Below are 16,247 nucleotides of genomic sequence, written 5' to 3'. Positions count from 1 at the left end.
ATGATAAATAAAATAATTTGACTTTTATTTTATTTACTTTTTTAGCTTAGTGTTATTTATTACCATAAATGCTTGTGTTTTGTGTAATCTTTTACAATTATCATCTGCTATTATGGTGATTTTTTGCAGTGTCTTTATTAAATACAATAATTAATATCAAATGATACAGACCTTTAACAACGTGTAATAAAGATGTATCACTTTTGTATATTTCAAGACATCTATTGGTATTTTCATTAACGACATTTTCGACAATCTTTTTATTAACATTTGGATTGATTTTATCTTTATTAATTGACATAAAACTTAATAATGGAGCTACGCAGTTACTTTGTAGCTCCTTTTTTGTGTAATCTTTTGGTATTTTATCTTTTGCATTAATAGCAATATTAAACATCTCATTTAGCATAATTCCGCCGCAAAAATTTACATCTTTTTGCCTATTTTGATTAAATCTAGATGATTCAATCGTTACATCTTTATTTTGAAACAATGTATTTTTAACTTCATTTGCAATTTCATTTGTTAAAGATTTTTGTGTTTTTGAATGAGGTCTTTCCTGTGGATTGTGAACTGTTAAAGTTATTTTTCCATATTGATTTTTGGATATTTCAACACTAGACCAATGTCCATCACAAAGCCATGGTATTAAAATCCTATTTCCATATTGAAGATTATTAGTTATATTACGTAAATCATCTTTGCTTGGACTGCCTTTTAAATCAAAACGAACGGGTAAAACTTTTGCATACTGCGTAGGACTAAAAAGGATTTGGAATTCTTTAATTTGGTTGTAAATTTCATTACTGTCAAACCAAATTTTTTTATTTGTTTGTTTTAAGTCGGAATTATTTATATATTGAGATCTTTTTAATGTTTTATTGTTTTGAAGGGATGCCGGGGATAAAAAAGGCATTATTTTATCAATATTATTTTTCATAAATTAAAAACATGGAAATTAAAAACACCGCCTTTAACAAGACGGTGTGATAATAAACAATTGCTTTGATCTGTAGCATTGCCTTATTTACGTACAGGAGCTTGAGTTCCTTGAGCTGGAGCTTGTTGACCCACAGGCATCTGAGGTGTTTTAACTGAACCTGGCATTGAAGGAGCTTGAGTTCCTTGAGCTGGAGCTTGTTGACCCACAGGCATCTGAGGTGTTTTAACTGAACCTGGCATTGAAGGAGCTTGAGTTCCTTGAGCTGGAGCTTGTTGACCCACAGGCATCTGAGGTGTTTTAACTGAACCTGGCATTGAAGGAGCTTGAGTTCCTTGACGACCAGGAGCTTGTTGGCTTCCTTGGCTTCCAGGCATCATCTGAGGAGTCTTAGTAGGAGCTTGTTGGCTTCCAGGAGCTTGTTGGCTTCCAGGCATCTGAGGTGTTTTAACTGAACCTGGCATTGAAGGAGCTTGAGTTCCTTGACGACCAGGAGCTTGTTGGCTTCCTTGGCTTCCAGGCATCATCTGAGGAGCCTTAGTAGGAGCTTGTTGGCTTCCAGGCATCATCTGAGGAGTCTTAGTAGGAGCTTGCTGGCTTCCAGGCATCATCTGAGGAGTCTTAGTAGGAGCTTGTTGGCTTCCAGGAGCTTGTTGGCTTCCAGGCATCTGAGGTGTTTTAACTGAACCTGGCATTGAAGGAGCTTGAGTTCCTTGGTTTCCAGGGGCAGCAGCTATTAATAAAGAAGCTGATAAAATAGAGAATGTTTTTTTCATAAAAAATAAATAACCTTTGCGTTATACTAAAATAAAATAAATAATAATCAACTATTTTTTAAATAAAATTAAAGAAACAACTCAGGATATGTTTATTCAAGGCTTGATTTTTATTAAAATACATATTAAATTTTCAAAAAATGACAAATATGACCGATTTTAAAGCAAAATTAGAGCAAATTACTAAGGTAAAATATGGGGCGGATATTGGAAAAACATCGTGGATTGGCTGCGGCGGGGTGGCTGAAATTTTAATCAGCCCTCAAAGCGTGGACGAGCTTTCGCAAAGCCTAAAACTTGCGACGCAGTATGGGGTTTTGATTAATGTTATTGGCGCGCGGTCAAATACTATAGTGCGTGATGGAATTTTGCGCGGCCTGACTATCTGGCTTAAAAAAGGCTTTACAGATATGGAAAATTTGGGCGATGGGCTGGTTCGAGTTGGCTGTGGCGCGCTTGATTTGACATTTGCTAATTTTTGCGCTGAAAACGGCATTTCTGGATGCGAGTTTTTAATAGGAATTCCGGGTACAATTGGTGGAAATATCCGCATGAATGCTGGGTGTTATGGCGGTGAGATTAAAGATATTTTACAAAGCGTTGACTATGTCGATTTTGACGGAAATATCGGCACTTTTACAAATGCTGATATGGGTTTTTCATATAGAAAGACTGCAATTGGGCACAATTTTATATTCACATCGGCGGTTTTTAAAGGAAAAATTGCAAAAAGTGATGAAATTTTTGTAAAAATGGACGAAATTTCGCAAAAACGCAAGAAAACCCAGCCAATTGGACGAAAAACCGTTGGTTCCACTTTTAAAAATCCACGATTTTTTACAAAAAGCTCATTTGAGAAAATCTGCGAAGAATTTGGGCAAAACTTCGATTGCACAAGGGAAAATGACGATTTTTATTGCGACAAAATACACTCTTGGATGTTAATTGACAAAGCTGGGCTTCGCGGGCTTTCGCATGGAGGCGCGAAAATCTCCGATATACACTGCAATTTCCTCGTAAATGAAGGTGGCGCAACGGCATCTGATTTTGAAAACCTTGGAAACCTCGTAATTGCAAAAATATTCGATAAATTCGGCGTAAAACTTGAGTGGGAAGTTGAAAGAATTGGTGGCGATGTTTAATGATGATATGAGAAAAAGACTGTGCGAAGAAAATGAATTTCCAGCGATAAAATCTAGGGATTTTGCTGAAGGTGTTAGACATGTTAACGATTTATGTAAAGAAATATTAAGTTACGATATAATATATAGAAACAAATGGAACAAAATCCAAAATAGCATAACAGACCCAATTCATAAAGCGTTTTATCTTTTTGATTATTATTGCCTGCAAAAGAATTACCATACAGGATTTTTTCATCCAGTAAGTAAACATTGGGTAAGTATGGACGATTCAAGGCTTAACGGTATTAAAACCGCATGCATATTATTTGACGATGAATTTGAATTGGAAATAATTGCAAAATACGCTAACGGTAGTGAAAAATGGGCAATCTTTCGAAAAGGAAGCCAAGAAATCAACTCTGGCATTAAAAAAGAGCTATCCCACGATGACGAAATAATCCGCATTAAAAACAAATTTTACAGCGCATCCAGCACTTTTGAAGACAGAAAAAACGCTATTGAAGATTTATGCAACTACCTTGAAAAAAATGGCAGGACGGAGAGGTTGAAAAAAGAGCTGAATTTTAAAGGTGAAACTGGCAAAAATTGTGATGCTGTGAGTGGTTTTTTTAATTTTGTCAATAATTGCAATATCAGGCACGCCTTTAATGCAACGCTTTCTCAAAACAACCCCGAGCCAACCGAAAATCAACTCCAAATTTTCTTCGATTTCGGGCTTTCCCTTGCAAGATTTGCAAACAGCATCGATGAAAAAGCAAAAAATAGTATAGACAAAACAACTGAAAATAGTGTGGATGAAGAAACGGATTGTCCATTTTAAACCTTGAAGCTAAAGTTGATTTCGATGTAAAGTGTCGAGAAATACTGATTAAATCTGATATATTAACTAAAAATGAGATTTATAATGTGAAAATCACAAATTTTCACAGACAAAGCAAGCCTCGTCATCGGTCGTAAAAAGCCCAAGGCTAAAGCGGATTTGACTGCAGGAATTACCAGTATCTAAGCCAAGTTTTTGACATATTTCACTGCTTTCAACAAGACCCGATGAACACGCTGAGCCGCCGCTTACCATTATCCCCTTTTGATCAAAAAACATAAGCTGCATCGAGGTATTTTGTCCATTTTTGCATATCATTGTTGTGTTTGGAATGCGATTTATACCTTGGCATAATGTAAAATAGCCCTTAGAAACTGCGATTTTCTCTATTTCATCACGCATTTTTGCAATATTTTTATATTTTTCTGGAAAATCTGAAATTGCCATTTTGCAAGCCAAAGAAAAGCCGTATATACCTGCAACATTTTCCGTTCCAGAGCGTAAATAAAACTCCTGACCGCCGCCCAAAATTTGCGGAATAATTTGCACATTGCTTTTGTAAATTAATGCAGAAACTCCTATGGGGCCGTAGATTTTGTGACTTGAAATAGTTATCATGTCAGGCAAGATTTCATCAAAATTGCACTTAATTTTACCAAAACTTTGCGACGCATCTGTGTGAAAAAAAAGCCCATTATTCCTGCATATTTCAGCAATTTTATCAATATTTTGAATAACGCCACACTCATTATTTGCATGCATTACAGAAATTAGCGATGGGGCTTGGGTTTTTATCAAATTTTCCATTGCGATATAGTCAATTTCACCATTTTGCAATACCGGAATTTCACAGGATTTATCGGCATTTTTACCCATCATAATTGGCTTTTTGATAGATTTGTGTTCAAGGCTTGAATATAGAATTGTTTTACTTGAAAAAGAATTAATCGCAAGATTATTTGCCTCAGTGCCGCTTGATGTGAAAATAAGTCGATATTTACTATGGTTTTTAGGGAAAATTGCCTGCAAAATCCCATGACGCGCATCTTCAATTACAGTTCGTGCCATACGTCCATAATAATGTGTGCTTGAGGCATTAAGTGGCAAATTTTGAAACTTTTTCATTTCATCTAAAATTTCTGGCAAAACTGGCGTTGTTGCGTTGTAATCCATGTAAATTTTTGCCATAAATACGAGTTTTATTATAAAAATCTATAACCAGCACCTATTGAAATTATATTTCCGCCGTTTGCTATACCTTCATATTTTAATGTTTGTTTTCTGATTTCAAATTTAGCAAATAAATTATTTCCGTGATCAACCATTACACCTATTCCGTATTCTGGGGCAAAGTCATATCCGCCTTGTTTAAATCTACTATCTATAGTAGTTGAAGAAGATTGGATGCTTGCTGTGTTAAACCCTTGTGCCATACCAAGGATAAATAGGAATTTTACATCAAGAAAAAGTGGTATTTTCCCTATAAAATCATATCTTGTTGTATTTAATTTTCCAGAAGTGTGGGTAATTCCATATTCACCGCTTGTATTTTTGCCGCTTCTTGAAATGTTTTGATCGTAATTGAATTCAAAACTTATATATGGATTTATATCAAGTCCAAAGAAAAATCCATACATGTTGTAATTTGAATTTAACATATTGTTGTAATTTACGCCATTATTTGTTACATAATCTATTGAATATCTTGACAAAGAGCCACCGGCATAAGGTGTAACAATAGTAACTGCAGATGAAGATTCAACAAAGAATAAAAAAGATAACGCAAATAAAAATGACCGCATCTAAAAAATAAAAAATACATACTATGTTACATACTAAAAAATAAAAATCAAGTTCTTTATAATTAAATTTATAAAAAAATATATCTTGCTTTTTAAAAAAAGACATGTAAAGTTCTGTTGGAGGAATGGCCGAGCGGTCAAAGGCGGCTGACTGTAAATCAGCTCTCGTACGAGTTCGTAGGTTCGATTCCTACTTCCTCCACCACTTCGCTTTCCTATTTTTTATTACTATGTTAGAAAAAAAGAAATACAATATAGCTGTTGTTGGTGCAAGTGGTAATGTTGGTAGAGAGATTTTAGAAATACTTCATGAAGAAAAATTTCCATTTAATGATGTTTACGCTCTTGCTTCGCAAAATTCTTTTGGCAAGCAAATGTCATTTGGTGAAAAGATAATAACAGTTGACTTACTTGAAAACTTTGATTTTTCAAAAGTTGATATTGCATTTTTTTCAGCAGGATCGGCGGTTTCTGAAGTTTATGTTCCAATTGCAACTTCAAAAGGTTGCTATGTGATAGATAATACATCATTTTTTCGAATGCAAGATGGCGTTCCTTTGATAATTCCAGAGGTTAATCCAAAAGATATAAAATTGGCAGAAAAAACTAAAATTATTGCAAATCCGAATTGCTCTACTATACAAATGCTTGTTGCACTTGCAAAATTGCATAAAGATTATAAAATAAAAAGAATTGTAGCAAGTACATATCAAGCTGTGTCTGGAAAGGGTAGGGCAGCAATGGATGAGCTTTATTATCAAACTAAGGCGATTTACGAGACATCATCTGTTGCTCCGGAGCAATTTACTCGCCAGATTGCTTTTAATTGTATACCGCATATTGACGAATTTTTAGAAGATGGTAAAACAAAAGAGGAGTGGAAAATGGAAGTTGAAACAAAGAAAATTTTAGATAATTCTATAGAAGTTTCAGCAACTTGTGTAAGAGTTCCTGTATTTAATTGTCATGCGGTATCTGTAAATGTTGAGTTTTTGGAAGACTTTGACATGGACGATATAAATATGATTTTTTCCGATTCTGATGATTTAATACTTCTTGACAGAGTTAGTGAAAATATTTACGCAACGCAAGTTGAATGCAGTAAAAGTGATGCTGTTTTTGTCTCGCGCCTTCGTCGTGATACATCTGTTAAAAGTGGACTAAATATGTGGGTAGTTGCTGATAATTTAAGAAAAGGTGCGGCCTTAAATGCGGTTCAAATAGCATTTTTAATGATAGAAAGTAAAATAATATAAAATAGATTACTGCATTTTTGTCATTTCAAGCCAATCGTCTTCGCTTAAAATTTTTACACCAAGATTTTGTGCATCTTTTAATTTTGACCCACAATCCATGCCGGCAACTAAAAAATTTGTATTCTTAGATACAGCGGAAGAGACCTCAAAACCAAGTTTTAATGCGGTATTTTTGGCTTCCTGCCTTGTCATTTTTGTAAGCGTTCCGGTAAAAACTATTTTCATTCCAGAATATTTTGTGCTATTTTTCTCGATATAATCTGCGATATTTAATATTTCACAAAGCTTTTTTATCATTTCTACATTTGATTCAATTTTTATAAAATTACATAGCTCAATAACCATTTTTTCACCTATTCCATCTACGTTTTTTAATTTTTCATACATTTCTTTGTGGTTTGTGATTTGATTTAAAAAATTGTTTATATTTTGAAAATATTTTGCTAAAATCTCAGACACAGTTTCGCCAATATGACGAATGGAAAGGCTATAAAAAAACTTTGCAAGTGATGTATTTTTTGCCTTATCTATTGAGTTTATCATGTTTGAAAAAGATTTTTCACCCGTTCTATCAAGGCTTAAAATTGTCTCTTTTTTTTCAAAAAGCCTAAAAATACTTGGTAAATCTGTTATAATTTTTAAATCATAAAAGCGTTCAATTTGTTTTTTTCCAAGTCCTTCAATGTTTAGTGCATCTTTGCTTGCAAAGTGAATGATTTTTTGAATAATTTGCTCATCACAGCTAGGATTTTCGCATTTTATCGCAACTAAATCTTCGTCTTTTACTAAAACACTATTGCAACATGGGCAGTTTTGTGGAATTTGCGTTATTTTATCGGACTTTTTTTCAATTACCTCTACCACTCTTGGAACAACATCGCCGGCTCTAGTGACCTTCACTAAATCGCCATCAGAAACGCCAAGTCTTGCGATTTCATCGTAGTTATGCAGGGTTGCGCGCGATACAACGACTCCGCCTATGTTAATTGGCGTAAGATTTGCAACGGGAGTTATATTTCCAAGTCTTCCAACTTGGTTTGTTATCGATAAAATCTGAGAAATTGCGTAGTTTCCAGCGAATTTATGAGCAATTGCCCATCTTGGACTTTTACTGGTATTACCAAGTCTATTTTGTAATATAAATTCATCAACTTTATACACTATTCCATCAATATCATAGTCAATTTCATATCGTTTTTTATTTATTTCATCGTAAAATTTTAAACATTCATCAATTTTTGCTTTACCTAAAAATACATCATTTACTCTAAAGCCTAATTTTTTTAATAATTCAAGGGATTCTGACTGCGATTGAATAGCAAAATCATCCGATATTTGTGCGATATTATAAGCAAAATAGCTGAGATTTCTGTTTTTTGTAATTTGACTATCCAAGACCCTAAGTGATCCGGATGCTGCATTTCTGCTGTTTGCAAAAGGCTTTTCTCCATTTTCAATTTGCGTTTGTATGAGTTTTTCAAAGTTTGATCGTGATAAATAAATTTCGCCACGAATTTCTAAAAATTCTGGAGGGTTATCAAGTTTTTGCGGAAAATTATCGATTGTGATTGCATTTTTTGTAATATCTTCGCCAATTTTTCCATCACCACGAGTGGAAACTTTATCTAAAATTCCATTTTTATAAATTGCACAAAACGAAAGACCGTCTATTTTAAGCTCAGCTGTATAGAATAAATCTTCGTCGTGGCCTAAGAATTTTCGTATTTTTTTCTCAAATTCCATAACATCATTTTCGTCAAATGCGTTGTCTAGCGAAAGCATTGGAATTTTATGCTCAATTTTTGCAAAATTATTCGATGGAGTATAGCCAATTTCCATGTATGTCTTTCCAAATAAATCTTCATCACCTGCCAGTAAATTTTCAAGCTTTTTTTTAAGTAAATCGTAGTCATAATCTGATATTTCTGGGCTATTTTCGCTGTAATAAAGTCTGTTATGTTTTTCAATTTCCGCCTTTAATTTGCTAATTTCTTTATTTTTTTGCTTCATAAATATCAAATTTAATGCTGTTTTTTTATATTTTAAAAAAAATAACTTGCAAATAGTTTTTTTTGTTTTAGTGATTTTTAAATTTTTGTTTTTATTTATGGCGAAAGCTGAAACAAGTAAATCTGAATTTAAGGGTTTACGGGCACTTTTGTGGCCAATTCATAACTACGAGCTGAAGAAATTCATTCCGCTTGCTTTGTTAATGTTTTGTATTTTGTTTAACTACACTGCGTTTCGAAACACGAAAGATACGCTGATTTTGACAGCTGCTGACGCTGGAACTATCACTTTCTTAAAGACTTATTGCGTAACTCCAATGGCGATTTTATTCGTTGTTCTTTATGTAAAAATGAGTAATGTGTTTAATGCGGAAAAGATTTTTTACGCAACAATGATACCATTTTTGGCATTTTTTGGTCTTTTTGCTTTTGTTTTGAATCCAAATTTATCAGCAATTCAACCATCTGCTGAAAGCGTTGAAGTTTTAATCGCATCTTATCCAAGGCTTGCTGGATTTATTAAAATCTATCAAAACTGGGCATATTCATTATTCTTTATAATGTCTGAACTTTGGGGATCTATGCTTTTATCTCTTTCATTTTGGCAATTTGCCAACTATATAGTTAGAATGAACGAAGCTAAAAGATTTTACGGCTTATTCGTTGTTGTTGCAAATATTTCAACAATTTTGTCTGGAATTACAGTAAAATATTCTGCTGAGCTTGCAAGAAATTTTACTCCAGCAGGAAGCGATCAATGGGACTGGTCACTTAAAACTTTAATATCTATCGCAATTGTTATGGGTGTTATTTGTATGGGTATATTCAGATGGATGCACACTAGCGTTTTAACTGATCCAAAATATTTCGAACCACCAAAGGAAACCAAAGGTAAAAAGAAAAAACCTGGTCTTGTTGAAAGTGCGAAAATCGTTTTCACTTCACCAGAACTTGGTCTTATCGCATCGCTTATTATCTGTTATGGTATAACAATTAATTTAGTTGAGGTTCAATGGAAAAACCAAGTAAAACTATTCTTTGGAACTGATAAAAACGCAATGAATGCATTCATGGGAAGCTACTCTGCATGGACTGGCGTTGCAACTATTATATTTGCATTATTCTTTGGTTCAAACATCTTAAGAAGACTTGGATGGTTCTTTAGTGCTGCATTTACTCCAGTTGTAATACTTGCTCTTGGCGGTTTATTCTTTGGATTTATATTTGCAAAAGGTGCAATGGAACACTTGATTTCAAATCCAATTTACGCAGCAGCTTTAGTTGGTGCTGGTGTTATTATTGCTTCAAAAGCAGCAAAATACTGCCTATTTGATCCAACAAAGGAAATGGCTTATATTCCACTTGACCCTGAGCTTAAATCAAAAGGTAAAGCAGCAGTTGATGTTATAGGTGGACGCCTTGGAAAATCTGGTGGCGCATTAACTCAGACTATACTTCTTATGGTAATGGGAACAACAAATGTTCTTTCAATTGCACCTATTGCATCTGGAGTTTTTGTTGTAATGTGTATAGTTTGGCTATATGCTGTAAAAGGGCTTTCAAATAAACTAAAAGTTCTTGATAAAAATATATAGCAATATATTAAATATTGGGCAAGGTGATATAATTTTATATTGCCTTGCTTAAAAAATAAAACACTTGACTTTTATTTGTTTTATTTTAAGGTAAAAATACATAAAGGGTGACTAGCTCAGCTGGTTAGAGCGCTTCCCTTACAAGGAAGATGTCGGGGGTTCGAATCCCTCGTCACCCACCATTCTAATTTGCAAATTAATAAAAATTACCAAAGTTTATTTTTGAGATTGGAACTTTGACATTTAATAAAAAATTCACGATATCGAATTCCTTGGTAAGTATTTTTATTATTACACTTCAAAATAGCATGCTTTAACGTAAGCTCTTGATTCGTATATTTGGGAAAAATCTTATGCAATTTTTAAAATTTCTTTAAAATATTCTATAGTCCTGAAAATGCCATCTTCAAAAGAAACTAAAGGCTTCCAATTCAATAAATTTTTCGCAAGTGTTATATCTGGTTTTCTTTGAACTGGGTCGTCCCCTCTTTTTTCTTTAAAAATAATTTTTGATTTTGACGATGTTTTTTCTACTATCATGGTTGCAAAATATAATATATTTCTTTCGTTTGTGTTTCCAAGATTTACAGGCCCTGTTATTGTTTTATCTGAAGACATTAATTTTATAAATCCATCAATCATATCGTCAACATAGCACACGCTTCTTGTTGCCTTGCCGTCTCCATATATTTCAATATCGTCATTTTGTAAAGATTTTACAACAAAATTACTAATCATTCTGCCATCTTTGATATTCATTTTTGGCCCATATGTATTAAAAATTCTAGCGACTTTTATTTCAAGTCCATCATTTCTGTGATAGTCAAAAAGTATTGATTCTGCACATCTTTTACCTTCGTCGTAACACGATCTAATTCCACATGGATTTACATTTCCAAAATATGTTTCTTTTTGAGGATGTTCTTTTGGGTCTCCGTATACCTCTGATGTGCTGGTTTGAAGTATTTTCGATCCATGTTTTTTGGCAAGTTCGCATAAATTTAAAACACCGATAACATTTGTTTTTGTTGTAAATATTGCGTTTTTAAATTGATAATGATCTGGCGAAGCAGGGCATGCAAGGTTGTATATTTCGTCAATCTTGAAATCAAAATCTATTGGATTTATTATATCGTGATTTATAAAAGTAAATCTTTCCTTGTTTAGTAAATCTTTAACATTTATTATATCCCCTGTAAAATTGCAATCGACACAGATTATATTGTTTTCTTTGTTTTGATATAATTTGTGGCACAAATGCGAACCAAGAAAGCCTGTTCCACCAGTAATTAGAATATTTTTTTTCATTTAACTTGCAAATTATTTTTAAATGTAAATTGATATTTTATGAAAGTCAAATATTTTTTATGCTAAATATTGTTGTCATTGGTTGTGGATATGTGGGCTTGCCATCTGGTTTTGCATTTGCAAGCTTTGGTCATAATGTAACATTTATTGAAAAAGATACAAAAAAATTGGACGATCTTAAAAACGGAAAAATGCCAATTTACGAGCCAAAACTTGATGATTTATTTAGTAAAAATAAGAAAAATATAGCATTTATAGAGAAATTTTCAGATATTACAGATCCAAAAGTGATAGATATATATGTAATAGCCGTTGGCACACCAACTTTAAATGACTGCCAAAATGCAGACTTAAGTTATGTTTTTAAAGCTGTTGATGAAATTGCATCTATTGCTCATAATAATGCGATAGTGATTACAAAATCCACAGTTCCAGTTGGAACAAATGCAAAAATAAAAGAAAAAATTCCACATTTAACCGTTGTTTCCAGTCCTGAATTTTTAAGAGAGGGTAGTGCGGTTGATGATTTTTTATACCCAGATAGAGTTGTTATTGGCTGCGATTCTCTTGAGTTTGATAAGAGTAAATTAATTAATCTTTACGGTGGTATATTAAGTGAAAAAATTGTTTTTATGGATACTAAAGGTGCGGAGCTTGTAAAATATGCATCAAATACATTTCTTGCTGCAAAAATTGCATTTGCAAACGAAATATCTAGATTTTGCGATAAAGAAGGAATTTTTTCACAAGGCGTTTTAAAGGCCGTTGGAATGGATAAAAGAATTGGAGATAAATTTTTAAACCCAGGTCCTGGATTTGGTGGCTCTTGTTTTCCAAAAGACATTGATGCAATGGAATATCAGGTGGAACAATCCGGTCTTGATTTAAAAATTATAAAGAATATTAAAAAATCTAATGACGATCAAAAGAAATTTGTTTTAGATAAAATTGAAGATGAATTAAAAAATAAAAACGCAAAAAACATTGCATTACTAGGTCTTGCGTTTAAGGCAAATACTTCAGATATTAGATGTTCTATCGCTATTGATGTTGTAAAGAAATTAACCGACAATAAGAATATTACAATAACAGCTTACGATCCAGAGGCGATGGATGAAATGCGTCACTTAATAGGTAGCGATAGGGTAAAATATTCAGATAATGCCAAAGATTGCATTAAAGATGCTCGAATTGTTGTTGTTTTAACAGAATGGGCTGAATTTCATGAAATAAAATGGTCTAGTCTGCCTGATTGTAAAATTGTTCTTGATTTTAGAAATATTTGCAATAAAAATGAGATTATAAATAATAAAATTGAATATTATCACTTATGAAAACAAAGATTAATACAGTTGTTATACCGGCAGCAGGAACTGGGTCAAGGCTTGATCCATTTACGAGATTTTTGCCAAAAGAGTTGCTTGGCATAAATGGTAAGCCAATATTGCAAATTATAATTGATGAATGCTTGGAAGCTGGTATTGAGAGATTTATTTTTGTAACAAACTCGAAAAAAGGCTTAATAACAAGAGATTTAATTAAATGTGATAAAAAAAATGTTGAATTTATATATGTTATACAAGACGAGAGTAACGGTCTTGGTGATGCAGTTTTAAGAGCAAAATCATTAATAAATGATGATTTTTTTGCTATTTGTCTGCCAGATGAATTTTTATTTAATCAAAATGGAATGAAATTGGTTGTAGATGAGTTTTATAAAAATGGTAAAAATATTATACTTACAACAAAAGAAGACGCTCAAGATATATCAAAATATGGCGTTGTAACGGGAAATGATGTACTCAGTAGTGATGAAAAAATGTCAATATATAAAGCAGTTTCGGTTATAGAAAAGCCAAAAAATTTGGAAGAAAGCCGCAGCTCTGATCGTTGTATTATTGGAAGATATGTTTTAAGTAGAAAAATATTTGACCTTCTTTCATCTGGAAATGTAGGTAAAAACGGCGAAATTCAATTAACAGATTCCATTGCTTCATTACTTAAAGAAGAAGATATTTTAAATATAGATATTAAATCAAGTAGACTTGACTGCGGTAATTATATGGGTTTTATACTCGCAAATGCAGCTTGCTATATCAAAGATGAAAATCAAGATTTTATAAAGAAAATTAATGTAATATTAAATGATGGAAAAAATACTAACAAATAAAAATAAGTCATTTTTCTGGCTACTTTTATATATTTTATTTTGGAGCTTAGTTCCATGTATTTTGAGAAATTCCTTACCACTTGATACCGTTGAGGCTATATCTTGGGGTCATGAATGGCAAATGAGTTACAATAAACATCCACCTTTATCGGCATGGATTGCAGAGATATTCTTTCTTGCAATGGGAAGCTTTGGATTGTATTTTCTTTCAACATTATGTATTACAATTGCGTTATATTTTGTAAAAAAAACTTCCGATTTATTGTTTTTTAATTCCAAAAATAATATACCTTATTATCTTTTTTTACTTTCTCCGGTTTTTAGCATTTATGCAGTTGAATTTAATGTAAATATATTACTTATTCCACTAATTAGCGCATCTATTTACTTTTATCTGTTATCAATTACAAAAAATGAAGCTAAATATTGGATTTTACTTGCAGTGTTTTCAACTTTGTGTGTTTTGGCAAAATATACCAGCATTCTTTTTATCGGTATATTTTTCATACATTCAATATTTTACGCAAATGCTATAAAAAACTGGAAATTTTATTTAAGCGGTGCTATTTTTTTAATGTTACTTACTCCGCACTTAATATGGCTATATAATAATGATTTTATAACAATTAAATATGCAATGGCAAGATCTGTAAATACACAAAACAATAGAATATATCAGGCTTTATTGACATTTTGTGGTGAAATGTTTTTATTATTGCCAATTTTGCCACTATTGATTGTTAAAAGATTAAAATTTAATAAAGAAGCTTTGTCGCTAAATTTTGTAAAGTTTATATGCGTTTTGCCACTTTTTGTATTTCCATTATACGCACTTGTAACTGGAAATTCAACTAAAACAATGTGGTCGATTATTTGTTGTATTTTTATTGGATTGATTTTTCAGGAAAGGAAAAATATTGTAAATATAATTATTATACTTAATATAATATATGCAGGAATGTATTCTTTGATTACAGCATTTAGACCATTTACAAGAAGTGATTTTGATTCAGAGAAATTTGTTGAAATCGTAAACAGTGATGCTAAATTAACATATGAAAATGACAGCAAAAATATATACGTTGCAGGTGAAATTTGGCTTGGATCTATTATAAATGTATATCACAAGAAAAGACCATCATTTTTTATTAATGCAAATGAAGAGGAAAATGCATGGTTTACCTTAGATAAACAAAATGATTTTCCAAAAAGTGCAATTATAGTTGTTGCAAATTCTGAAAGTGAAATGAATAAGTTTATTAAAAAAGTATCAAAATATAAATCAATATCTAGTGTTGAAATTAAAGATTATAACTATTGCAAAGTACAGGAAAAAGATTTTGTATTCAAGTTTAAAAAATGTAAGCCAGAAAAAGTTTTATATACAGTTTTATGAAAAAAGAATCACTTGCAATTGTTGTTCCGTTTTATAATGAAAATCAAGACGGCGTTATAGATAATTTTTTTAAACAAGCGATAAAAACAGCCAATGATATAACTGATGATTGGGAAATTATCTGTGTAGATGATGGAAGCCGTGACGAAACTTACGGAGAATTGTTAAAATATGCAAAAACAGATTCACGCATCAAAACTATACAGCTTGCAAGGAACTTTGGTAAAGAAATTGCTTTATCATGCGGATTATGTCATGTAACAAAAGATTATGCAGTTCCAATTGACTGTGATTTACAAGATCCACTAGAGTTAATACCCATAATGCTTACTGAGATAAAAACAGGAGACTTTGATAGCATTGTTGCGGTAAGGTCTGCGCGTGATGAATCTTTTGTTAAAAGATTTTTTTGTAAAATATTTTATAAATTAATGAATTTCTTTTCAGATAGGCCAATAATAGAAAATGCAGGAGATTTTAGGCTTGTAAATAGAAAAATGCTCGATACTTTTAAGCAAATGAGTGAAACAAATCGCTATGTTAGAGGTATTTGGGGGTGGATGGGCTTTAAGGTGAAAAAAATCTATTTTAAAAGACCTGATCGCTTATCTGGAAATCCAACTCAGAGTTACAAAAAACTCTTTACTCTTGGCTTTGACGCAATTATTTCATCATCATCAAAGCCCCTGCGTCTTAGCCTTGTAAGTGGATTTTTATTATCACTATTTGCGATGATATTCCTTGTTTTTGTTGTTATTAAGACATTATTGTATGGCTTTTCTGAAACAAAAGGTCTTGCAACTATACTCTCAATTGTATTATTTTTTAATGGCTTTATACTAATTCACATTGGAATTTTAAGTGAATATGTAGGTAGAATTTATACAGAAACAAAAGATAGAATGTTGTATGTTGTTAAAAATAAAGAAAATATATAGTCTTTTATCGCTTTTAATGAAAAGTGAAAAAATAAGATTTATCATAGGTGGGGCTTTTAATTCATTTTGCAATGTATTAATTTTTAATGTTA

14 protein-coding genes and 2 tRNA genes are annotated in these 16,247 nt (G+C 32.1%); 10 read left to right on the top strand and 6 right to left on the bottom strand.

The window, feature by feature from the left end:
- Positions 1 to 100: 100 nt before the first annotated feature.
- Positions 101 to 940: a hypothetical protein gene (locus deia_RS02570; protein WP_146820602.1), complete on the bottom strand. Its 840-nt coding sequence runs from the start codon at positions 938 to 940 to the stop codon at positions 101 to 103.
- 83 nt (positions 941 to 1,023) lie between these two features.
- The gene (locus deia_RS02565; protein ID WP_146820601.1) at positions 1,024 to 1,716 is read right to left on the bottom strand and encodes a hypothetical protein; all 693 of its coding nucleotides are present in this window, start codon (positions 1,714 to 1,716) and stop codon (positions 1,024 to 1,026) included.
- Between the two features lie 149 nt (positions 1,717 to 1,865).
- Here deia_RS02565 and murB point away from each other — a divergent pair, with 149 nt between their 5' ends.
- Together murB and deia_RS02555 are read left to right on the top strand one after the other, a co-directional pair.
- Entirely contained in the window at positions 1,866 to 2,858 is a 993-nt protein-coding gene (gene murB, locus deia_RS02560; RefSeq protein ID WP_161982819.1) for a UDP-N-acetylmuramate dehydrogenase, read from the top strand.
- On the top strand, positions 2,851 to 3,681 hold the full coding sequence (locus tag deia_RS02555) for a hypothetical protein (RefSeq protein ID WP_146820599.1): 831 nt from the start codon (positions 2,851 to 2,853) through the stop codon (positions 3,679 to 3,681). The genes murB and deia_RS02555 overlap by 8 nt, the downstream gene beginning before the upstream one ends.
- 93 nt (positions 3,682 to 3,774) lie before the next feature.
- Here the strand turns inward: deia_RS02555 and deia_RS02550 are convergent, their stop codons facing one another.
- Both deia_RS02550 and deia_RS02545 read right to left on the bottom strand, forming a co-directional pair.
- Complete coding sequence (locus tag deia_RS02550; protein WP_146820598.1) at positions 3,775 to 4,869, bottom strand: cysteine desulfurase family protein; 1,095 nt, start codon at positions 4,867 to 4,869, stop codon at positions 3,775 to 3,777.
- 14 nt (positions 4,870 to 4,883) lie between these two features.
- Complete coding sequence (locus deia_RS02545) at positions 4,884 to 5,483, bottom strand: outer membrane beta-barrel protein (protein WP_146820597.1); 600 nt, start codon at positions 5,481 to 5,483, stop codon at positions 4,884 to 4,886.
- Between the two features lie 119 nt (positions 5,484 to 5,602).
- Here deia_RS02545 and deia_RS02540 point away from each other — a divergent pair.
- Both deia_RS02540 and deia_RS02535 read left to right on the top strand, forming a co-directional pair.
- Positions 5,603 to 5,688: transfer RNA gene (locus deia_RS02540), tRNA-Tyr, on the top strand.
- Between the two features lie 25 nt (positions 5,689 to 5,713).
- Complete coding sequence (locus tag deia_RS02535; protein ID WP_146820596.1) at positions 5,714 to 6,739, top strand: aspartate-semialdehyde dehydrogenase; 1,026 nt, start codon at positions 5,714 to 5,716, stop codon at positions 6,737 to 6,739.
- A 6-nt stretch (positions 6,740 to 6,745) separates the two neighbouring features.
- On the opposite strand, the gene ligA is transcribed toward deia_RS02535, so the two are convergent.
- A complete protein-coding gene (ligA, locus tag deia_RS02530) occupies positions 6,746 to 8,749 on the bottom strand; it encodes an NAD-dependent DNA ligase LigA (RefSeq protein WP_146820595.1) in 2,004 nt (667 codons plus the stop codon).
- A 97-nt stretch (positions 8,750 to 8,846) separates the two neighbouring features.
- Between ligA and deia_RS02525 the strand changes: the two genes are divergently transcribed.
- Together deia_RS02525 and deia_RS02520 are read left to right on the top strand one after the other, a co-directional pair.
- On the top strand, positions 8,847 to 10,343 hold the full coding sequence (locus tag deia_RS02525; protein WP_146820594.1) for an Npt1/Npt2 family nucleotide transporter: 1,497 nt from the start codon (positions 8,847 to 8,849) through the stop codon (positions 10,341 to 10,343).
- Positions 10,344 to 10,448: 105 nt separating this feature from the next.
- Positions 10,449 to 10,525 (top strand) — tRNA-Val (locus deia_RS02520).
- Positions 10,526 to 10,694: 169 nt separating this feature from the next.
- On the opposite strand, the gene deia_RS02515 is transcribed toward deia_RS02520, so the two are convergent.
- Entirely contained in the window at positions 10,695 to 11,651 is a 957-nt protein-coding gene (locus tag deia_RS02515; protein ID WP_146820593.1) for a UDP-glucuronic acid decarboxylase family protein, read from the bottom strand.
- A gap of 59 nt (positions 11,652 to 11,710) precedes the next feature.
- Here deia_RS02515 and deia_RS02510 point away from each other — a divergent pair, with 59 nt between their 5' ends.
- The 4 genes from deia_RS02510 to deia_RS02495 are packed head-to-tail and all read left to right on the top strand — an operon-like array spanning position 11,711 to position 16,155.
- Positions 11,711 to 12,985, top strand: coding sequence for a UDP-glucose dehydrogenase family protein (locus tag deia_RS02510; protein WP_146820592.1), 1,275 nt, complete (start codon positions 11,711 to 11,713; stop codon positions 12,983 to 12,985).
- Positions 12,982 to 13,821, top strand: a complete 840-nt coding sequence (locus deia_RS02505) for a sugar phosphate nucleotidyltransferase (RefSeq protein ID WP_146820591.1) — start codon at positions 12,982 to 12,984, stop codon at positions 13,819 to 13,821. Before deia_RS02510 ends, deia_RS02505 begins: the two co-directional genes overlap by 4 nt.
- Positions 13,799 to 15,217, top strand: a complete 1,419-nt coding sequence (locus tag deia_RS02500; protein ID WP_222912641.1) for a glycosyltransferase family 39 protein — start codon at positions 13,799 to 13,801, stop codon at positions 15,215 to 15,217. Before deia_RS02505 ends, deia_RS02500 begins: the two co-directional genes overlap by 23 nt.
- On the top strand, positions 15,214 to 16,155 hold the full coding sequence (locus tag deia_RS02495) for a glycosyltransferase family 2 protein (RefSeq protein ID WP_146820589.1): 942 nt from the start codon (positions 15,214 to 15,216) through the stop codon (positions 16,153 to 16,155). Before deia_RS02500 ends, deia_RS02495 begins: the two co-directional genes overlap by 4 nt.
- Positions 16,156 to 16,247 lie beyond the last annotated feature (92 nt).

This window comes from Candidatus Deianiraea vastatrix (assembly GCF_007993655.1).
Lineage (GTDB): Bacteria > Pseudomonadota > Alphaproteobacteria > Rickettsiales > Deianiraeaceae > Deianiraea > Deianiraea vastatrix.
Note: the sequence above shows the minus strand (reverse complement) of the source record. Positions and strands in the feature narration are given on the sequence as shown.